This is a genomic window from Longimicrobium sp. (assembly GCF_036399255.1).
Lineage (GTDB): Bacteria > Gemmatimonadota > Gemmatimonadetes > Longimicrobiales > Longimicrobiaceae > Longimicrobium.
The window spans coordinates 1-20,819 of sequence record NZ_DASWNM010000068.1 but is presented as its reverse complement, the minus strand read 5'-3'; the positions used below and the strand labels follow the sequence as shown (position 1 = coordinate 20,819).

Here is a 20,819-nt window from a genome sequence, read left to right as displayed (position 1 = left end):
AAGAATAATCGTACAGAGGAACAGAGTCAGACAGAGGAAGCGAGCAGAAATATCGTCTCGTTCCTCTGTCTGACTCTGTTCCTCTGTACCCATGAAGGTGTTGTTTTCCTGGATCGGTATGCTGGGTGACGCTACTCCGCGGCCGCGCCGACGATCAGGATCTCGCCGGTGGGCTGGGGAAGGCCGCCGGCGGGCTCCTCGGTAACGGCGACGGCGGCGAGGGCGTCGGCGGGGAGCGCGTAGGTGGCCTGGACGATGGCGCTGCCGCCCGCGTCGGGGCGGAAGGTGCCCGCGGGGATCTTCTGCTGGTCCGCGGTGATCAGCCACAGCTGGTACTCGCGCCCCTCGCGCACGGCCGGCAGGTTGTGCGCAAAGAAGGTCCAGCGGTTGGTGGACGGGTCCCAGAACATCCGCCCGCTGGGCGCCGCCGGCCGCGACGCCGCCATCTCGATCACCCGCGCCGTGGGACCGCTGACGGCCGCCAGCGTGGCCTCGCGCTCGCGCACCCGCTGCTCCAGCGCGCCCCGCTCCCGCTCCGCCGCCGCGTACCGCGCCTCCGCCGACGCCAGCCGGCCGCGGAGGGAACTGGCGTACATCCCCACCCCCAGCAGCAGCACCAGCGACGCCGCCGCGGCCAGCCAGGGAAGCACGGAAGACCGGCGCCGGGTGATGGGGATGACTTCCGTCTCCCGGCGCACCGGCGCGACCGGCGGCGCGGGGGCGACAAGGGTCACGTCCGCCCCGTCGGAAGCCGGGAGGGGCGGCGCGGGGGCGATCTGCGTCGTCGAGTCGCGGTCCTCGGCCGCCTTCGCCAGCAGGCGCGCGCGGACGCCGGCGGAGCGCGCCGGCTCCATGGGGCGCGCGGGGGCGGCAAAGGCCAGCAGCGCGGCGGACTCGCGCAGGCTGTGGAGCTCCGCGCTGCACCGCGCGCAGCCGGCCAGGTGCGCGAGCAACCGCTCGCGCTCCTCGCCGTCCAGCGCGTCGACCGCTTCGGCGGCCAGTGCGTCGTAGAGCTCTTCGTGCATGGGTTCCGTGGTCATGCGCCGTCCTCGCGCAGGACGGACAGGGCTTCCCGCAGCTTCATCAGTCCCAGCCGGCAGCGCGTCTTGATGGTGCCCAGCGGCTGGCCGGTGGCCTGCGCGATCTCGGACTGGCTCATCCCCTTGAAGTACGCCAGCTCCAGCGTCTCGCGCTGGTCAGCGGGGAGCTTTTCCATGGCCGCGTGCACGATCTGCCGGGTCTCGGCGATCTCGGCGGCGTCCAGGGGCGTGTCGTGGGATTGATGCAGGGCGCCCGCGGACTCGGCGGACTCCAGCGGCTCGGCGGCGGCGGCGCGACGGTGGCCGGCCAGCCGCACCCGGTCCAGGGCGCGGCTGCGGGCAATCACCACCAGCCAGGTGGATACCCCGCCCCGCGTGCCCTCGTACCGCCCCGCCTGCCGCCACGCCTGCAGAAAGGTTTCTTCCACCAGCTCCTCCGCGTCGCCCGGGTCGCCCGTGATGCGGGCCGCCACGGAGTGGACCAGCGTGGACCAGCGGTCGTACAGGGCGCCCAGCGCCGACTCGTCGCCGGCCGCCATGCGGCGCAGCAGCGCGCCGTCCGGGTCCGCGGCGGGAGCCGCGCCGGCGGCGTGCCCCTGCAAGGGATACGCGTCTGCGGGGAGGGAAGGATTCATTGCCAGCAACTTTGCGCGCGCGCGCCCGCCGCGCAAGCGCGCGACGGACGCAAAAGACCGGTGCCACGCAACGCAGAGGCGCAGAGCTGTTTCTGCGCTCCTCTGCTGCGCTGCGTGACACGATTTGCCCGGTCGACGTCCCGGGTGCGCGCCGGCGGATGCAGCCGGCGCCTCCGGATCCTCCGGCTACTCGCCGCGGTTGAAGCGCAAGGAAAACCGCGACCTGCATCCGTGCCCGCCCACAGACGAAAAAGGATCGGACCGGGGTCGCGCCGGCATTCCGGGTGGCGGGCGCATCCAGGTCGATTCAGCGCCCGCCGCGACGCCCCGGCGCGCCGCGGCCAGGTCGCCGGACGGGTACAGCGCCCATGCCGGCATGTCCCCTCGGTCGTGGAGCGGGCGGATGGCTCTCCAGATCGCGCATCAGGGGGCGGGACGGCCCGTTTCCGTGCGCCGCGGAGATCCCCTCGCGATCCGCATTCCCTCCCAAAAAAATTCTCATGGCCCCCTGCCGCATTCCATCTCCTTCCCGTTCCCGAAAACCCACGCCGGCTCGTGCCTCGTCGACCGGCGCGCCATGCCTCCGCTCACATGGGCCCCGGAGCGTGGAGCGGAGGAAACGGCACGAGAAAACTCCGTTGACTCCGTTGACTCCATGTGAGGCCGGTCTTCTTCAGCACGGGGATGACGCAGAAACGCGGAGGGTACGGAGAGATCCTTCTTCTCCGCGCCACTCCGCGTTCGAGTTCCGCCGTCCAGCCGGCCGGCGGCGGGGGCTGACGCCTTCAACCGTGCCCGCCCGGGACTCAATCGGACGGGGGTGAAAGGGTCGGTGTTCTGAGCGCCCGCCCCGCCGGACGGCCGCCCCCTCCGTGCTGGGAGGGAACGGCCGCGTTGCCGGTCAGCCTTCGGTTCCGTCGCCGTCCACGTCGCCCGCGATGAACGGGTCCACGATCATCAGCACCTGCGCCCTGGTCAGCGGCTCGTCGAACGACTCCGACGCCTGGTTGGCGCCGATGGTGGTTCCCGTGCCGGCGCCCGGAAGGGTGCTGATGTTGACCCCCGCCTGCGTCACATTCTCTTCGCCGTCGTAGACGGGCTGCGTGGCCGCCGGCATGTCGGTGCCGCGCAGGTTCAGGGTAATCCACCCCTGCTGCGGCTCCTGGTCGGTAAAGTTGCCGCGCAGGCGGCGCACTTCACTGGCGTGGCGCGCCTCGACCGAGTGGATGGTGAGCGCCGCGCGCAGGATGGCCTTGGACTGCAGCAGGATGGGCGCCTGCCCCTTGTACGCCCGCACACCCGTGTCCTCGAACGCCTGCGCCAGCGCCTTGAACTGGTCGTAGTTGCTGAAGGGCGTGAACATCCCCCCGGCGGTGAAGTCGAACGTCGGCTTGGCGACCGCGGCCGCGCCCAGCGCGTTGCGCAGGAACTGGACGTGCGCCACCTCGTGGTCGCGGATGGTGCCGAAGATCTGCCGGTCGGCCGCGGGGATCAGCCCGGCGGCGTTCATCCCCATCACGTAGAACTCGGCCTCGAGCTCTTCCAGCGTGAGGGCAAAGTTCAGCACGTCCACCACCGCCTGCGGCGTGCCCTGGGCAAAGGCGCTCTTCGCCATGCTGGCCAGCGCCAGCGGCACCGAGGCCATGGCCAGCCCCATCCCCCAGCGTCCGGCGCCCCGCAGGGCGTCGCGGCGCGAGGCCATTACGTCCAGTACCTCGGGGTCCAGGCCGCCGAGAATCGATTCGTTGCTCATGTTCGCTCGGCTCCCTTAGCTGATGGTGGGGACGTTGGTTGCCGTCACCGCGTTGCGGATGAACGGCGCGGCGATGGCCAGCACCTGCTGCGGCGTGAAGGCATCGTCGAAGGCCTGCGGGGCGAACGCGCCTGTGCGCGGGGCCAGCAGGTCGCGGATGGCGGCCGCGTGGCGCGCCTCGACCGAGACGATCTTGCCGGCCACGGTCAGCAGCGTCTGCCCGGTGGCGTCGTTGCTCAGCAGCGGGCCGGCGCCGTTGTACGCCGCCACGCCCAGGTCCTCGAAGGCGCGCGCCGTCACCAGCACGCTGTCGCGGCTGGCGAAGTTGATGCTGTCGAAGTTGGGCGTAAGGTTCGGGATCAGCGTGCCGCCCAGCGCCGGGATGGCGGTCCTGAAGAACTCGCGGTGCGCGATCTCGTGGTCGCGCAGGTCCGTGAGGATGCGGCGCTCGTTCTCGGCGAAGGTGGTGTTGAACGACGCGTTGGCCACCACCATGGTGTAGAAGGCCGCCTCGAGCTGCTCCAGCGCGAACGCGTAGTTCAGCACGCCGAAGTTGTTCGCGAAGTTCAGCGTGACCGCCGCAAAGGTGGGCGGCGGCGGGGTGACCGTGACCGTGTCGGTCTCGGTGATCACCTCGGTGATGCTGCGCACGTCGGTGTCGTCGCTGCAGGCGCCCAGCGCCACCGCCCCCAGCACACCCGCGCCCGACCACTTGAGGAAGTCGCGCCGCCCCGCCGGCTGCTGCAGCCGCTCCAGGGTGCCCTGCTCTCCCCCGCCCGGCTCGTTCTGTTGAGACATGTACTCGTCCTCCGTGATGAGTTTCGATGATCTTCGGTGCGCGCCCGCGCGCCACCGCGCCCTTCGCGCCGGCCGCCGCTGCGGACCGGCCCTGGTGCCCGGGCGCCGGGGGTCGTCCCCCCGGCGCCCCGCTCCGGCTCAGTCGCCGCGCACCCCGCCCGCCTTCACCTCAAGCTGGTACGGCTGGAACTCGCACCCCGGCCGCACCGGCACGTACAGCACCTCGGGCGTCCCCGTCATCCCCGCCTCGGCGAACACCGGGATGCCCTGGAAGTCGCCCATCCGCCTGACCTCGTTTACGCCCAGCACCCGCGGCAGGCCGTAGCGCACGTACCGCCGCCCCATCACCGTGATGGGCTCGTTGTTGATGAACCAGGTGGCGCCCGCGGCGTAGCCCGTCATCGGCATCTGCCCACCGGTCCAGGTGGTGTCGCCGGTCTGGGTGTTGTACATCGCCGTCACCTCGCGCAGCGCGCCGTTCTCCACCACGCACACGCGGATCTCGCGCATGGGGTTGGCCTGCGCGGGCGGCGGCGGAGGCGGCGGGGGCGGAGCCACCGGCGGAAGCGGCGGCGGGGGCGGCACCACGGCGGGCGCCGGGATCCAGTCGCCGAACATCGCCTTGAGCCCCAGCACCAGCCGGCCCGTCACCGCCGTGGCGTCGTCGGCAATGCGCACCGTGGCGCCCTCGGGGGCGCGGATGGGCCCCAGCCAGGCGTCGCCCACGTGCACCGGCGAGTCGTAGACGTGCACCGCCGCCTCGCCGAAGAAGGCCAGCGCCCCGCCGATGGGGAACAGGTCGAAGCCGATGCCGGCCGTGCCCTGGCCCACCGTGGCGTGGTCCGGCTCCAGCGACAGGCAGGCGCCCTGCGCGGCCAGCGTGCCCTCGCAGAGCTCCCGGTCCTCGCCCGCCACGTCCACCATCAGCCCGCCGCCGCCGGCGAACAGGTAGAACGACGACATCAGCGGCGAGCGCATGCCGCCGGCGAAGGGGCGAAAGGCCAGGTTCAGGTCGGCCACGTAGGTGTTGGCCACGTAGCCGTAGTCCTTGATCGCATCGTCGCCGTTGTGGGGAAGCCGCATGGGCAGGTAGGCGGCGTGTGCACGCAGGCCCAGTGCGGGTGTGAACCAGAAGGTGGCCAGCGCGCCGAACGCGCCGCCGGTGCCGGGCGAAAAGCCCTCGTCGTCGTCGTTCTCCGTGGGCGTGTCCGTGCCGTTGAGCGTGACCGTGCGGCTTTCGAACCAGTCGCTGGTCAGCGTTCCTCCGGCGTAGACGCCCAGGTCGAACCGGCTCAGCCGCCGGTCCATCTCCTGTGCCGTGGCCTGCGTCGCCAGCGCCGCACTGCACGCCAGGACGGGGACCAGGCGGGGTAGCATCCCTCTCATCTTCTCTCTTTCAGAACCGGGTGGATGGATCTGCCCGCCAGCACGCGGGCCTCGGGTGCCGCTCCAGCCGCCTGCCGGGCCCGAGCGCCGCGGCGGCATCTATTCAGGTTAGCACAAACCGCGTGCAATCATTGTCGAAACCCACCTGCACACCGGTACGGTCGTGCGGCCTGGAATGGATCTCCGTCCCGCACGCCATCCTTCTCCCGGCGCTTCTTCGTCCTCCGCCTCCCGAAACGCAAAAACGTCCGCTCCGGCGATGGCCGGGGCGGACGATGCATTCCTTGTGCCCCCTGCTACTGTATCAGTTGCAGGATGCGACTGCTTCTGATACAGACTTTGTCCAAGGCAAGAAACAAGCCTGTTCAGGAAAGTGCGCGCGTCTGCGCAAGCTTTTCGACCCTTAATTCCGTGTCTCTGCGTCTCTGCGCACTACCAGATCCTGAAAAAGAATCATCGTACAGAGGAACAGAGTCAGACAGAGAAAGCGAGCCGAACGGTCATCTTGCTCCTCTGTCTGACTCTGTTCCTCTGTACCTGTCAAGGTGTTGTTTTCCCGGATTCCGGATGAGGCATGCGGTTGCGAGGGGCAGGAATACGGGACAAAAAGGAGGGACGTGGATGAAGTTCTCATCCGCGTCCCCATTCTTTTCCTCTGCGGCCCCTGCGTGATCCGCCGTTTCAGGAGCCGGCGGATCGGACGGAGGTCAGGCGTAGCGCTCGCGCAGCTGCTGGACCACGCGCTCGGCCAAGGGGCGCGTCATCCCCGGTACGCCGGCGATGGAGGCCGCGTCGGCGTGGCGCATGCTCCACAGCGTCTGGAAGCGCTGCACCAGCGCGTCCACCCGCTTGGGGCCCAGCCCCTCGATGCCGGTGAGCGCCACGCCCAGCCGCTCCTGCTCCAGCCGCGAGCCGATGACGGCCTGGTCGCTGACGTCGTGCCCGCGCTCCGACAGGTGGGCCAGGAACGCCATCCAGTCTTCGTGGTTCCACCCCGCCGGCCGCGCCACGGCAAAGGCGCGCAGGTCGGCCTGCAGCTGGTCCACTTCCTTTTCCCTGCGCCGCCGTGCCGCCGTCTCGGTGTACGTCTCGCGCTTCTTGCGGCCGCCGCTCTTCTTCGGCGCCGGGCGGGGCGCGGGGGACGCCTCGGCTACGCCGGTGCCAGGCGCGGAGCGGCCCCGCCCCCGCGACGCCGGCGTCTCGACGGCCGGCGCGCCCGCGGGCGTGTCTGCGTCCGCGACGCCAGCCCCGGGCGCCGCCCGCCGTCCCCGCGCCGGTGCCTGCACCGCCGCCTCGGGCGCGGCCGTCCCGCCGATCTCGTCCTCGGGCGCCCGGGTGCGCGTGCGCCGCGCGCGCGTCTCGCCCGCCGTCCCGGCCGTGTCCGCCGGGATGCCCGTGCCGGAGGTGCCCTTCCCTCGTGTGGTCGCCATTCTCGTCCGTCCAAAATCCGGAAAAAAAGATGGGGAGCGGAGACGCTCCGCCCCCTCCGTCAGCCTTCGTGCCGCAGAACCAGCACGCCCAGCGGCGGCAAGGTAACCGGAAGCGACTGCTCGCGCCCGTGCGCGGCCAGCGGCACCGTCTCCACGACGCCCATGTTGCCCACGTTGCTGCCGCCGTAGATCTCGGCGTCACTGTTCAGCACCTCGCGCCAGCGGCCGGCGCGCGGCACCCCCAGGTGGTACGCGTGGCGCGGCACGGGGGTACAATTCAGGACGAAGAGCAGCTCGTGCTCGGACCCCTCGCTGCACCGCACGTACGAGAGCACCGTCTGCTCCACGTCGTGGAAGTCGATCCATTCGAACCCGCTGTGGCTGAAGTCGTTCTGCCACAGCGCCGGCTCGGCGCGGTACAGCGCGTTCAGGTCGCGCATCCACCGCTGCATCCCCGCGTGCAGGGGCTCGTCCAGCAGGTGCCAGTCCAGCGAGCGCGCCTCGCTCCACTCGCGCCACTGCCCCAGCTCGATCCCCATGAACAGCAGCTTCTTGCCGGGGTGCGACCACATGGCGCCCAGCGCCAGGCGCAGGTTCGCCGCCTTCTGCCAGGCGTCGCCCGGCATCTTGTTGATCAGCGATCCCTTGCCGTGCACCACCTCGTCGTGGCTGAACGGCAGCACGAACTTTTCGCTGAAGGCGTACATCAGCGAAAAGGTCATCAGGTTGAAGTGGTACTTGCGATGGACCGACTCCTCCTTCATGAAGCGAAGGAAGTCGTTCATCCATCCCATGTTCCACTTGAGGTGAAAGCCCAGCCCGCCCAGGTGCGGCGCCTGCGTCACGCCGGGCCAGGCGGTGCTCTCCTCCGCGATCATCAGCGCGCCGGGGTGGCGGTCGCGCACGGCGGCGTTCAGCTGCTGCAGGAACTCGATGGCGTCCAGGTTCTCGCGCCCGCCGTAGCGGTTGGGCACCCACTGCCCGGGCTGCCGCGAGTAGTCCAGGTACAGCATGCTGGCCACCGCGTCCACCCGCAGGCCGTCCACGTGGTACTCCTCCATCCAGTACAGCGCGTTGCTGACCAGGAAGTTGCGCACCTCGTTGCGGCCAAAGTTGAAGACCATCGTCCCCCAGTCGGGGTGCTCGCCCAGCCGCGGGTCCTCGTGCTCGTACAGCGCCGTGCCGTCGAAGCGGCGCAGCGCGTGGGCGTCCTTGGGAAAGTGCGCCGGCACCCAGTCCAGGATCACGCCGATCCCCCGCTGGTGCAGGTGGTCCACGAAGTACCGGAAGTCCTCCGGCGTGCCGAACCGGCTCGTCGGCGCGTAGTAGCCGGTAACCTGGTACCCCCACGACGGGTCGTAGGGGTGCTCCATCACCGGCATCAGCTCCACGTGCGTAAAGCCCATCTCGCACACGTAGTCCGCCAGCGCGTGGGCGGTCTCGCGGTACGTCATGGGCCGGTCGCCGTCCTCGGCCACCCGCTTCCACGAGCCCAGGTGCACCTCGTACACCGTCATGGGCTCCACGCAGAAGTCCTTGCCGCGGCGGGCCTCCATCCACTCGGCGTCGCCCCACGCGTAGCCGCGCAGGTCGGCGACGACGGACGCCGTCTCGGGGCGCAGCTGCGCGGCGAAGGCCAGCGGGTCGGCCTTGAGGAAGGCGGGGCCCTGGCGCGGGAGGATCTCGTACTTGTAGCACGCGCCTTCGGCCGCGCCGGGGACGAAGATCTCCCACACGCCCTGCGCGGGGTGCCTGCGCATGGCGTGGCGCCGCCCGTCCCACTGGTTGAAGTCGCCCACCACGCTCACCCGGCGCGCGCCGGGCGCCCACACGCCAAAGGCCACGCCCGCCACGCCGTCCACCTCCATGGGGCGGGCGCCCAGCACCTCCCACAGGCGCAGGTGGGTGCCCTCGCCCATCAGGTACAGGTCGAAGTCGCTGATGACGGGCGCGAACGCGTACGGGTCCGCCATGACCACGGCCGCGTCCGGGCCGGGCCAGCAGACGCGCAGGCGGTAGGGAAAGCTGCCGGTGCCGCGCGGCAGCAGGGTTTCGAAGAAGCCGTCGGGGTGCACCTGCTCCATGGGCGCCACGTCGCGCCCGTCCGCGTCGGCCACCCACACGCTCTCGGCGCCGGGAAGGAACGCGCGGATCACGAGCCGGAGCTCGCCGCCGATGGAGACGGTGTGCATTCCCAGCACCCGGAACGGGTCCGGGTGCTCTGCGGTCAGGATCTGCTGTAGGTCGATCTGGAGTGTCGCGGAAGCCATCGCCTGCCCGTCCGAGTGTGCACTGGAGATTCGTCGGCCGGTGGATGCCGCCAATCCCGTGCCGCGGGGCGGGCAGGGGGGTGAAGGGGTGAAGGGGTGAAGGGGTGAGCGGGTGAACTCGCCGCAACGAAAGCGGAAAGCCCCGCAAACTGCGCGGGGCTTCACCTGCACAAGCAAAAGTGACTTCCTGAGGGAGCGCCGCGCGGCACTGTCCCTCACACAAAAACCCGGCGCGCGACCGAAGGACCTCGTGTCGGCATGCTCGAAGCCGGCCTTCAGCCACGGACCGCTCCCCCTCGCGTGAGCGGGTGAACTCGCCGCAACAAAGGCGGAAAGCCCCGCAAACTGCGCGGGGCTTCAACCGCAACACCACACCCCGCTGCCGGCACAGACCCGTCGGCGAAGGCCGACATCGCGTTGTCCCAGCCGCGAATTCATTCGCCCCGCTAACCGCGGGGCTTCAACCGCAACACCACCCCATACTGCCGGCACACACCCGTCGGCGAAGGCCGACATCGCGTTGTCCCAGCCGCGAATTCATTCGCCCAGGTAAAACCGCGCGGGGCTTCAACCGCACACCACACTCTGCCGCCGGCACACACCCGTCGGCGAAGGCCGACATCGCGTTGTCCCAGCCGCGAATTCATTCGCCCGGGCAGGGCCGGAGGGTGGCATTCACCCTCCACCCACACCCGACTGTCATTCCGAGGGAGCGCCGCGCGAAACGTTCCTCACCGCCGCACCCGGGGCGCGACCGAGGAATCTACCTTCGGAATTCTGGTGACCGGCGGGGTACACGAATGCGGCGGACGGGAGCGCAGGAGACAGCAGAGCCCGCCGGATTTCTCGCGGCGGGCTCTGCTGTCGATCCGGGCGTCGGACTGACCCGCTGCCTACGGACGCGTCAGCTTACGCATAGTAGCACTGCGGGCAGTACGTAAGCGGCCAGCTGCCGCAGACGCCGCCGGAGCAGGTGCCCTGACAAGTGTCGGCGCAGGTCTGGTAGCACGTCTCGCTGCCGTCGCAGGTGTAGCTGCCATCGGCGGTCACCGCCGGGGCGGTCTTGTGCCCCTGTACGGTGCCACGCTCCGCAGGGGGATTGGTCGAGGCGTCGAACGAGGTGACTTCCAGGTTGTTGACGTCCAGCTTGAGTTTGCGCATGGGGGGTCTCATCGAGAGTGGTGGAGGGCTGCACCTGAATGGCACCGATAGGGACAATCTATACTAAGACCACCCATGGCGCCACTCACCCGGCGGGAGCAGTGACCTGCCGCAACGAAACGCGGGAAGCCCCGCAAACCGCGCGGGGCTTCAACCGCAACACCACCCCATACTGCCGGCACACACCCGTCGGCGAAGGCCGACATCGCGTTGTCCCAGCCGCGAATTCATTCGCCTGGGCCGCTCGGGGGCTTCAACCGCAACACCACCCCATACTGCCGGCACACACCCGTCGGCGAAGGCCGACATCGCGTTTTCCCAGCCGCGAATTCATTCGCCTGGGCGGCGCGGGGCTTCAACCGTAACACCGCACCTCGCCACCGGCACACACCCGTCGGCGAAGGCCGACATCGCGTTGTCCCAGCCGCGAATTCATTCGCCTGGGCCGGGAAACAGGGACGGCTGGATGCCGCGGCGACCCACCGCACCCGCCGAACCTAACCGCATCCCATCAACCCGCGGACGCCGTCGGCTCCGTCTCGACGGATGCCGTGCGGGTGGTGGGGAGCGGCTGAAGGCGGGTCTTCTGGATGGCCGCCAGCCGCCGCCTGAGGCGGCGGAAGTGACGCTCCTGGTCGGGTGTGCGCTCGTGGCCCCGCCACGCCAGGTTCACGCGCTCCAGCGGGTCGCACTCCAGGTCGTACATCTCCCACTGCGGGGGCGACTTGCCGTCGACCGCGTAGTACTTCGCCAGCTTCCACCGCTCTTCGCGAATGCTGACGATGTGGTTGGCGCCCTTGAGGTACGGGCCCGACGCCTGGCCCGCCTGCCAGTCGTCCCAGGTAAAGACCACGTACGGCTGCGGCGGCCGCGCCGGCTCCGGGTGCAGCACGTTGCGCGCGTACGACACCCCCTGCCAGTCGCGGCGGGCATCCGCCGGCGCGGCGAACAGGTCGGCGAGCGTGGGCAGAAAGTCCACGTGCGACACCAGCGCGTCGGTCTCCATGGGGTTCGCGTACAGGCGCCGGTTGCTGAACACCAGCGGCACCCGCAGCGACTCTTCGTAGAAGTTGAAGTTCTTCTGGCGCAGCCCGCCGTGCGCAAGGCCCATCTCCCCGTGGTCGGCGGTGCGGATGACGACGGTGTCGTCCATCAGCCCCGTGGCGTCAAGCGTGTCCAGCACGTTCACCAGGTACTGGTCCGACGCCTTCATCAGGTTGGCGTAGAAGTTCAGGTACGCGCGCTTCATCTCCACGCTGGTGAGCGCGCCGCCGCCCTTGTTGAAGGCCGCCACGAACTCGCGCTGCACCACCGGCTTGGTGGAAAGGTCCTCGTCCACCGTGGCCGGCAGCCTCATGTCGCCGCGGAACCACGCGCCGTCCTCGTACCCGGCCTCCTGGTAGGTGTTGGGATAGAACAGCACGTCGTGCGGGTTCACCAGCGAAACGATCAGAAAGAAGGGCTGCTGTTTCGCGGCGGCCGAGCGCAGGTAGGCCAGGGCCCCCTCGTCGCCGGCGGCGGCGGGGCCGTCGGCGTCCATGAAGCGGCCGTCGTTGTCGGGCCACCCGCCGCCGGCCTGGTCCACGTCCTGGTTGGCGCCGGCGTCGGGCGGGTTCCACCGGCTGAAGCCGTACTGCTCCACGTCGTGCGGCCGCCACGGCTGTCCCTTGACGGGCTTGCTGAGGTGCCACTTGCCCTTGTAGACCACCTGGTACCCCGCCGCCCGCATGACGGTGGCGATGTTGGGCAGGTCCAGCGGCATCTGCACCTGGTCGTACTTGCGGGGGTCGTACATGTCTTCTTCGAGCGTGTACTTGACCCCGTGCTGCGCGGGAAAGTAGCCCGTCATCAGCGTGGCGCGGGCCGGCGAGCACATGCACGAGTTGGTGATGCAGTTCTCGAAGCTCAGGCCGTGGCGCAGCAGGCGCCGCATCCCCGGCAGGTTCTTCTTTGCCCAGCCCCTGGGAAAGTGCTGGATGGCGCGGTCCTGGTCGGTGATGAACATCACCACGTTCATCCCCGCCATCCCGCGGTCCGCCGTCTCCGCCGCCCGCCCTTTCACCAGCCTGCGTCCCGCCGCCACCACCCGCTCCGCGACCGGCGCACCCACTCGTTTCCTGCCCGGGGGACCATCCGTACCGTTCCGTTTCGCCATCTGCTGTCCTCTTGCGAGATGAGGGGGAGGGGATGAAGCGGGGACTGCGGTTTACGACAGATAACGGATGGCGGACCGGCGCGGCAAGCAAACATTTAGATCTGGCCGGGGGACGAGGGCGCGGGATGCCGTTCCCCGTGGGGCACATGGCGCAATACGGGCGCACCCCGGGGCGGAAAAATCCACGGAATCATTGCCGCCCGCGCCGAATGCTTGTCATTGGACGCGATCCATGTTTGATTACATGCGAGGTCCCCTTCCGGGGCCCGTGCTCGACCTCTCCGCAAGCTGGTCCTCTCATGTCCAGGTCCCGCGCCCGCACCCTCGGCGCCTTCTTCGTCCTGACCGCCGCGGTGGCGGCCGTCGTCTTTGCGCGCGTAAACGCCAGCGGCGAGGCCACGGCGAGCGCCCTGGTCCCCGAGCCGGAGCCCGGCGCGTCGGCGGACGGCGCCCGGACGGATTCCGCCGTCCCCGCGAAGCCGCGCCGGCAGATCGTGCCGGACGTGGAGGTGGTGGTCAACATTCCCAGCGGGCGGCTGGAGCTGGTGCAGGGCGACAGCGTGGTGCAGAGCTACCCCGTGTCCGTCGGCTCCGCGCGCTACCCCACGCCCACGGGCGACTTTCTGCTGGCCACGGTGATCTGGAACCCGTGGTGGACGCCGCCGCCGGGGAGCGCGTGGGCGCGCAACCGCGAGCGGACGCCGCCGGGGCCGGGCAATCCCATGGGCCGCGTAAAGCTGCACATGGACGAGCTCATCTACATCCACGGCACCAACTCCGAGGGCCGGCTGGGCGCGCCCGCGTCGCACGGGTGCATCCGCATGTCCAACGCGGACGTGGTGGATCTCGCGAAGCGGCTTACCCGCATCGCCGATCCCAGCGTGGAGGACGCGCGGCTGGACCGGCTTGCCGCGCCCGGAAAGAACGAGCGCCACACGGTGATGACGCGCTCCATCCGCATGCGCGTGACGTACGACGTGGCGCGGCTGCGCGGCGACCGGCTGCACGTGTACCCCGACGTGTACGGCAAGGCGGGGAGCTACGGCGCCCACGTGCGGCGCGAGCTGGCGCGCGGCGGCGTGGACACGGCGCAGGTGCCCGCGGTGGCGATGCAGCGCCTGCGGGCCAGCGGCAGCGCGCGCGGCGGTGCGTCGTTCGCGCTGGCGGACGTGCCCTACCTGCAGCCCTTGCCGCCCGCGGAGCCGCGCGAGACCGGCCCGCGTGTGCTGGGCACCGCCGTGGCCTCGGACGCGCCGCCCCAGGCGCCCGCCGACACCATCGTGATTCCCGCGGCCGCGCCGGAGCCCGCCCCGCCCGCGGACTCCATCGTGATCACCGACGATCAGCCCTGATCGGGATCCACCCAAAGAAGGCCTCACACGGAGTCAGCGGAGTTCACTCTGCTGACTCCGGCGACTTTGTGCCAGTAATGCAAGGACGAGTGAGATGAGTATTCTGTTTTTCCTAGCGTTCGCGCTCGCGGGCCAGCCGGCCGAGACGGTCGCCGCCGAGCAGGCGGCGGACATCGTGGCTGGAGAGAGTTGCCCGCCCGCTCACGGGCAGTCAGAGACGCGCGTGCATAACCTTCTCTCCTCGCCGTTGCTCCCGGAGATGGCGGCGCGGTTCGACATCGGCACGGCGGCACGGCGTCCGCCTCGGACGTGCGGCTTCTCACCAACCAGGGTGACCTGGAAACCTGCCGTGCGCTCTGGAATGCGCTCGCGTCGTCGGGGACGGAACTCTCCTCCGGAGACCGCGTCACGTTCTACCGATCCGGTGACACGTTTTTCGTGCCGATATCGCGCAGCCGCCGTCCCGGCAGGCCCGGCGCCATTCAACTGGACGGCTACAGTTCGCTCGACGTTTACGATGCGGAGTTCCGGCTGGTTGGCCGCTTCGGGGCGTAACGGAAGCGGGCGCGGGTGATTCCGCGGAGTCCGCCCGCCCGCGGACTCCATCGTGATTACGGACGACCAGCCCTGATCCGAATCCACCCAAAAGAAGGTCACACAGAGTCAGCAGAGTTCTATACCGAATCCGGGAAAACAACACCTTTTTGGGTACAGAGGAACAGAGTCAGACAGAGAAAGCGAGCTGAAATGTCAGCTAGGTTCCTCTGTCTGACTCTGTTCCTCTGTATGATCATTCTTTTTCAGGATCCGGTGTTACTCTGCTAACTCTGCTGACTCTGTGTGAGGCCTTTTCTGTTTCAGGATGTGCCGAACGCGCGGCGCTCGGCGGCGGCGGTAAAGACGGCATAGGCCTCGGAAAGCGCGGCATCGGCTTCGGGGCCGCCGGCTTCGGGGGGCAGGGGGCCCAGCTGCCGCAGCACCGCATCGGGCACCGCCGCCGCGCGCGGGGAGAATGCCAGCGCCGCCAGCTCTCCCCCGGCGCGCCAGAAGTCCGCCGACGCGGGCTCGCTCGCCGCGGGCGGCGCCTCGTCCTCCAGATCCTCCTCCGCCGGCTCGTCCTCCTCCGCCGGGCGGGATGCGCGCAGCTCGCGCAGGCGCGCCAGCAGGTCGTCGCGCCCGCGGCCGCGCCACGAAAGCACCAGGAACGGGTCGGTGTCGAACGCCTCGGCCAGGATGTAGTACGTGGCCGCCACGTGCTTGCAGGGGTTGCTCCAGTCGGGGCACGAGCAGTCGGAGTCCAGCTCCGCCGCCCGCGAGGGGAACAGCGACAGCCCGGCCGCCGCGAACGCCTGCTCCACGTCGCGCGGCATCTCGCCCGCCAGCAGCGCGGCCAGGAACAGCGCCTGGTCCGCGAGCGCCTCCTCCGCCCGTGCCCACTCCGCGTCCGTAAAGGGCGTCAGCCGAATGCTCACCACGTACGGCAGCGTCCGCGAGCCCTGCACGCGCGCCGTCACCGCGCCGGGCTGCACGCGCAGGTCCATCACCTGGCCGCTGCGGGCGTAGCTGCGGCCGCGCGTCAGCCGCCCGGCATCCGCCACCTGCTTGAGCGCGGCGATGAAGCGCTGGCTCCACCACGTCTCGCCGATCTCGCCGCGGGTGCTGCGGGCCTTGATGCCGTCCTTGGCCGGCCGGCGCGGTCCGTTCTCCCAGTCCCACCAGTCGCTCATCGCCCCCTCACTCGGCCACCGCGTCGGCCGAGAGCGCCACCACGCGCCGCAGCTCGTCCGTCGACATCTCCGTGAGCCACGCCTCGCCCGTCCCCAGCACGCTGCCGGCCAGCGCCTTCTTTTCCTCGATCACCTGGTCGATGCGCTCCTCCAGCGTCCCCGCGCAGACCAGCTTGCGCACCTGCACGTCGCGCCGCTGGCCAATGCGAAAGGCGCGGTCCGTGGCCTGGTCCTCCACCGCGGGGTTCCACCAGCGGTCATAGTGGATCACGTGGTTGGCCGCCGTCAGGGTGAGCCCCGTCCCCCCCGCCTTCAGCGAGAGCAGCAGCACCGGCGGCCCGCCCGCCTTCTGGAAGCGCGCCACCAGCGCATCCCGCTCCCCCTTGCGCGTGCCGCCGTGCAGGAACGGGATCTCGCGCGCGAACCGCTCCCGCAGCCGCGCCTGCAGCAGGTGCCCCATCTCGGCGAACTGGGTAAAGACCAGCGCGCGGTCGCCCACCTGCATCACCTCGTCCAGCACCTCCTCCAGCCGCTCCAGTTTGCCCGACCGCCCCGCCAGCGCACTGCCGTCGCCCAGCAGCTGCGCGGGGTGGTTGCACGCCTGCTTCAGCCGCAGCAGCATCGAAAGCACCAGCCCGCGCTGCTGGATGCCCTCGCTCTCCTCGATCTTCCGCATGGAGTCGTCGACGATGGCCTGGTACAGCGACGCCTGCTCGCGGGTCAGGTTACAGAACACCTTCATCTCCTGCTTCTCCGGCAGGTCGCGGATGATGCCGCGGTCCGTCTTCAGGCGGCGCAGGATGAAGGGCCCGGCCAGCTGCCGCAGCCGCGCCGCGCGGTCCGCGTCGCGGTGGCGCTCGATGGGGAGCGCGAACTTCGTCCGGAACTCGCGCGCGGAGCCCAGCAGGCCGGGGTTCAGGAAGTCCAGGATGGACCACATCTCCGACAGCCGGTTCTCCACCGGCGTGCCGGTGAGGGCAATGCGGCGGGGCGCGCGAAAGCCGCGGACGGCCTGCGCCTGCCGCGCGGCGGCGTTCTTTACGTTTTGCGCCTCGTCCAGCACCAGCCGCCCCCACTCCACCGCGCCCAGCTCGTCGCGGTCGCGGGCGGCCAGCGCGTAGGTGGTGATGACCAGCTCGCTTCCCCGCACCGCCCTGCGCAGCGCGGGGCCGCTCAGCCGCTCGCCGCCGTGGTGCACGTGCACGCGAAGCCCCGGGGCAAAGCGCGCCGCCTCGCGCTGCCAGTTGCCCACCAGCGACATGGGGCACACCAGCAGCGTGGGCAGCGTCTTCTTTCCGTTGGGCGCGCGCGGCGGCCGGGCCAGGAGCAGCGCCAGCAGCTGCACCGTCTTGCCCAGCCCCATGTCGTCGGCCAGGCAGGCGCCCAGCCCCAGCCCGTCCATGAACGCCAGCCACGACAGCCCGCGCTCCTGGTACGGCCGCAGCGTTCCCTGGAACCCCGGGGGCGGGGCCACCGGCTGCACCCGCGCGTCGCCCGCGGCGGCCAGCAGGTCGCCCAGCCACCCCTCCGCCTCTACCCCCTCCACCGGCAGCGTGGCGTCCGTGGCCTCGGCGCCGGCGGCCAGCCGCAGCAACTCCGCGGCGGTCATCTCGCCGCTGGCGCCCTGCTCGAACAGGCGCAGCGCGGCGGCCACCTCCTCCGGCCGCAGCTCCACCCACTGCCCGCGAAAGCGCACCAGCGGCACCTTGGCTTTCGCCAGCGCCCGGAACTCGTCCGCGGAAAGGGGCGCGCCGCCCAGCGACACCTGCCAGTCGTACGCGACCAGCGACTCCAGCCCGAAGCGCCCCTCCGCCGCGCCCTTCCCTGACGACGACGCCGAGCGTGCCCGCAGCTTCGCGCCCAGCCGCGCCGCCGGCTGTCCCCACCACGGCGGCACCCGCACGCCAAAGCCCGCCTGCTGCAGCAGCGGCGCGCCCTCGCGGAGGAAGCCGTAGGCGCGCTCGGCGTCCATCGCCATTCCCGTGGGCTTTGCGCCGCGCAGGGCGGGGGCCAGCCCCGGCACCAGCCGCAGCGCGCGCCCCAGGTCCTCCAGCAGGCGCTCCTGCGGCTGCTCCAGCGTGCGGCGCAGCACCTTCAGCGCCCCGCGCGCCTTCCACACGTCCGCCGCGGGCACCAGCAGGCTGGGATCGTCCGCCGCCTGCAGCAGAAAGTCCAGCCGCCACGCGTCCACCCGCGCCCCGCGCTCCAGCTGCTCGGCCGCGGCGTCCGCGTCCACCGCCAGGTCCACGGGCGGCGTGAGCTGAAAGCAGGTGCGCAGCCCGCCCGCCGTGGACGGGGCCAGGGGCCGGCTCCACGTCCCCAGCGCGGCGTGCATCCGCTCCCATGCCGGACTCCCCGCGCGCGGCGCCGGCTCCACGGCGAACAGCGCGTCGCGCCACTGCTGCTCGGGGGTGCGGCGGGCGGCCTGCCGCAGCGCGACCGGGTCGGCGTGCCCGTCCAGCCCCTGCCGCACGCACGCGTCCACCAGTGCGTCCAGCGCGCGCCCGGCCACGTCGTCCGCCGCGGCGGCGGGGGCGTGCGCGGCGCAGGCGCCCGGCATGCCGCGGCGCAGCGCCGCCAGCCGCTCCCCGTCCGCCTCCGCCGCGACCAGGGGCCGCCAGCGGGCGGTCCACCGGCCGCCGTGCGCGGGCTCCAGCAGCGGCAGCACGCGCCCGCCCGCCACCAGCTCCAGCGCCAGCGTGGCGAGTTCGCCGAACGCGCGCACGCTGTCGCCCATCGCCACCCCGCCGGGTTCGGCGCCGGGAAGCGCGAGCAGCACGTCGAGCGCGTCCTGCCCCGCCAGCGACAGCACCCCCACCGACCACGCCGACACCTGCACCACGCCCTTGCCGCCCTCCGGCGCCACGTGCGCCAGCTGCGGCGAGGCCAGCGGCACGCGGCCGCGGGTGGGCAGGTGCAGCGTGATCTCTCCCGCGCCGGCCGGCTCCACGGGAAGCAGTTCCCGCAGCGCCTCGCGCAGTTCGCGCGCGTCCACGGCAAACGGATGCGGCCGCGTGTCGCGCGGGGTGCGCCCGCGCGGCGGCGCTACCGACGCCAGGCGGGTGGACGATTCACCCCACAGGTGCAGGCCGAACGGGCTCCAGCAGGCGTGTACGGCGATCACGCGGATTCGTGCAAAGGATGCGGCGCGCGGGCGGCTCCCGCGTCAAGTGCACAATGTACACTTGTGGGGGTGGATGATGAAAGGTCCCGGCGCCCATCGGAGGCGGGGTGTCAGGCCGGACGCGGGCCGGGGGAGGCCGGGGAGGTCAGGGGTACGGGTGGATCGTGATCTCGCGCTCCAGCATCTGCACCGGGCCGCCATCCAGCGGAACCCGCACCACGTACCGTTCGCTGCGCCGGCAAGGGTCGTTGCACTCCGTGCGCAGGCCAAAGCGAAAGACGTCGGCGTCCGCACCCGGCGCCCAGCCCACGTACGGGTATTCGGAGCCGGTCAGGTTCCACGAATGGATGTCGGGACGGATGCCGGCCGCGGCGTAGATCCCCTCCAGCCGGCCGGAGTTCATGGGGCCGATGAACCGCACCTCCAGCAAGCCGCCCCGCTCCAGCGCGCCCGTCACCGGGTCCACGGGCACCACCATGTCCACGGCGCCGAACCGCGCGTTCAGCGAGTCGAAGGCCAGGTATCCCGTCCGGGCGAGGGGGAGCACCACGCGGCCGTCCGCGCGCGCCGCAGGCCCGGCCGCCTGTACCTGCCGGGCCAGGGACTGCCGCACGCTGTCGGGAAACTGGTACAACAGCGACGCCAGGGTGGCGCCGGGCCCCCGGGCGACAATGCGGCGCAGCTCGGGAAAGGCCGCGCGGCTGCGCTCCAGCCCCCACCGCACGCGCTCCAGCCGCGCGGAATCCAAGTACAGCGTGGTGTCGCGGAAGGTGATGACGTTGGCGGCCTCCGCGTACCGCGACCAGTCCTGCGCATGCGCGGCCGGGGGAATGCCCGCCAGCAGGACGGCGCACGCGAGCACCAGGCGGCTGGACAAAAGGTGCATGGGACCGGTGGATCGGCAGGGGGATGGCACGGGTTCGATGATGCCCATTCCGGATCTGATCGGTGCTCGCCGGGTTGCGGACGCGCAGGTGCTTCGGACGCCGCAGATCGCCGGGCCGCCGAGTCCGCGAAGGCGGACTTTGCGATTTTCCAGCGGCGAATTCATTCGCTCCGGCGGACGGCACGTTACCGGATTAGAACCGCGACGAGCATCATCAACGTCCCGCACCCTCCGGCCCTGACGATCCGCTCCCGGGCCCGCCGTCGATCCTACGCCGGCGGCGCCAGGTCGAAGAGGCCGAGGGGGCGCGGCGTGTCGTCGCGGCCGATGGTCCACTTCGTCATGGCGATCTTCCAGCCGTCCGCCTCCAGCGCCTCCAGCAGCGTCAGGCTGGTGGCGCGGAAGGGATCGGAGAGCAGGATGCGCCCGCCCGGCGCCAGGTTGCCCTCGAAGATCCCCCGCAGGTGCGGATGCATGGTGCCGCCGTACAGGATGTCGGAGCCGATGATCCAGTCGTAGCGCGCGTCATCCTGCCAATCCACCCAGTCCACCAGCCGGTGCTCGATGGAGCCCACCCCGTTGCGCTGCACGTTGCGCCGGCAGACGGACATCGCCATCTCCTGCTTGTCGGTCTGCACCACCCGCGCGCCGAACGACGCCGCCACGATCCCCGGCAGCCCCGTCCCGGCGCCCAGCTCCAGCACCCGCTTTCCACGGAACTCCTCCGCGCGCGCGGCGATCTCGTGCGCCAGCGCGATGGCCGCGGGCCAAAGGACCACGCCGTACGGCAGCCGCTCCTTCAGCTCCATCAGGAAGTGCGCTTCGTCCTCGCGGCTGAGCACCGACTCCGAGTGCAGGATGCTCCACGTGCGCCCGCCCAGCCCCAGCCGGTACTCGTGCAGCGGAAAGTCGCCCGCGGTGGTGTGCAGCACCTCGGCCTGCGTGGTGGATTCGCTCATGTGCTCCGGCGTGACCGTCTGATGGGATGCGGCGGACGGCGGGAGGCGCGTACAAGATTCCTGCCCCGGGGCGGAACAAGCACGCCGTCGGGTGCACCGAATCAACCCCATTTCTCACCCGGAGGCCGCAGAGGCCACAGAGA

General features: G+C 70.9%; 15 protein-coding genes. 2 read left to right on the top strand and 13 right to left on the bottom strand.

Going from position 1 to position 20,819, the window contains the following annotated elements; translation table 11 throughout:
• Positions 1-131: 131 nt before the first annotated feature.
• The 9 genes from VGC13_RS10475 to VGC13_RS10435 form a co-directional block, all read right to left on the bottom strand.
• Positions 132-1,040, bottom strand: coding sequence for an anti-sigma factor (locus VGC13_RS10475; RefSeq protein WP_331125199.1), 909 nt, complete (start codon positions 1,038-1,040; stop codon positions 132-134).
• Positions 1,037-1,642 carry a sigma-70 family RNA polymerase sigma factor gene (locus tag VGC13_RS10470; protein ID WP_331125198.1) on the bottom strand — a complete coding sequence of 202 codons (606 nt, stop codon included), beginning with the start codon at positions 1,640-1,642 and terminating at the stop codon, positions 1,037-1,039. Before VGC13_RS10470 ends, VGC13_RS10475 begins: the two co-directional genes overlap by 4 nt.
• Positions 1,643-2,576: 934 nt before the next feature.
• The gene (locus tag VGC13_RS10465; RefSeq protein WP_331125197.1) at positions 2,577-3,428 is read right to left on the bottom strand and encodes a ferritin-like domain-containing protein; all 852 of its coding nucleotides are present in this window, start codon (positions 3,426-3,428) and stop codon (positions 2,577-2,579) included.
• A gap of 15 nt (positions 3,429-3,443) precedes the next feature.
• Positions 3,444-4,226 (bottom strand): ferritin-like domain-containing protein, encoded by a 783-nt coding sequence (locus tag VGC13_RS10460; RefSeq protein ID WP_331125196.1) that lies wholly within the window; start codon positions 4,224-4,226, stop codon positions 3,444-3,446.
• A gap of 138 nt (positions 4,227-4,364) precedes the next feature.
• Positions 4,365-5,603, bottom strand: a complete 1,239-nt coding sequence (locus VGC13_RS10455) for a hypothetical protein (RefSeq protein WP_331125195.1) — start codon at positions 5,601-5,603, stop codon at positions 4,365-4,367.
• A gap of 716 nt (positions 5,604-6,319) precedes the next feature.
• Entirely contained in the window at positions 6,320-7,042 is a 723-nt protein-coding gene (locus VGC13_RS10450; RefSeq protein WP_331125194.1) for a helix-hairpin-helix domain-containing protein, read from the bottom strand.
• A gap of 59 nt (positions 7,043-7,101) precedes the next feature.
• The gene (gene glgB / locus VGC13_RS10445; protein WP_331125193.1) at positions 7,102-9,312 is read right to left on the bottom strand and encodes a 1,4-alpha-glucan branching protein GlgB; all 2,211 of its coding nucleotides are present in this window, start codon (positions 9,310-9,312) and stop codon (positions 7,102-7,104) included.
• Positions 9,313-10,221: 909 nt separating this feature from the next.
• The gene (locus VGC13_RS10440) at positions 10,222-10,473 is read right to left on the bottom strand and encodes a hypothetical protein (protein ID WP_331125192.1); all 252 of its coding nucleotides are present in this window, start codon (positions 10,471-10,473) and stop codon (positions 10,222-10,224) included.
• A gap of 511 nt (positions 10,474-10,984) precedes the next feature.
• Positions 10,985-12,583, bottom strand: coding sequence for a sulfatase-like hydrolase/transferase (locus tag VGC13_RS10435; protein WP_331125191.1), 1,599 nt, complete (start codon positions 12,581-12,583; stop codon positions 10,985-10,987).
• Between the two features lie 344 nt (positions 12,584-12,927).
• Here VGC13_RS10435 and VGC13_RS10430 point away from each other — a divergent pair, with 344 nt between their 5' ends.
• Together VGC13_RS10430 and VGC13_RS10425 are read left to right on the top strand one after the other, a co-directional pair.
• Complete coding sequence (locus VGC13_RS10430; protein ID WP_331125190.1) at positions 12,928-13,980, top strand: L,D-transpeptidase; 1,053 nt, start codon at positions 12,928-12,930, stop codon at positions 13,978-13,980.
• A 309-nt stretch (positions 13,981-14,289) separates the two neighbouring features.
• Positions 14,290-14,535 (top strand): hypothetical protein, encoded by a 246-nt coding sequence (locus tag VGC13_RS10425; RefSeq protein WP_331125189.1) that lies wholly within the window; start codon positions 14,290-14,292, stop codon positions 14,533-14,535.
• A gap of 302 nt (positions 14,536-14,837) precedes the next feature.
• On the opposite strand, the gene VGC13_RS10420 is transcribed toward VGC13_RS10425, so the two are convergent.
• From VGC13_RS10420 to VGC13_RS10405, 4 genes are all read right to left on the bottom strand, one after another.
• Positions 14,838-15,707, bottom strand: coding sequence for an SWIM zinc finger family protein (locus VGC13_RS10420; RefSeq protein WP_331125188.1), 870 nt, complete (start codon positions 15,705-15,707; stop codon positions 14,838-14,840).
• Between the two features lie 7 nt (positions 15,708-15,714).
• On the bottom strand, positions 15,715-18,831 hold the full coding sequence (locus tag VGC13_RS10415; protein ID WP_331125187.1) for a DEAD/DEAH box helicase: 3,117 nt from the start codon (positions 18,829-18,831) through the stop codon (positions 15,715-15,717).
• Between the two features lie 145 nt (positions 18,832-18,976).
• On the bottom strand, positions 18,977-19,717 hold the full coding sequence (locus tag VGC13_RS10410; RefSeq protein WP_331125186.1) for a hypothetical protein: 741 nt from the start codon (positions 19,715-19,717) through the stop codon (positions 18,977-18,979).
• Between the two features lie 269 nt (positions 19,718-19,986).
• Positions 19,987-20,676 (bottom strand): class I SAM-dependent methyltransferase, encoded by a 690-nt coding sequence (locus tag VGC13_RS10405; RefSeq protein WP_331125185.1) that lies wholly within the window; start codon positions 20,674-20,676, stop codon positions 19,987-19,989.
• Between the last annotated feature and the right edge of the window lie 143 nt (positions 20,677-20,819).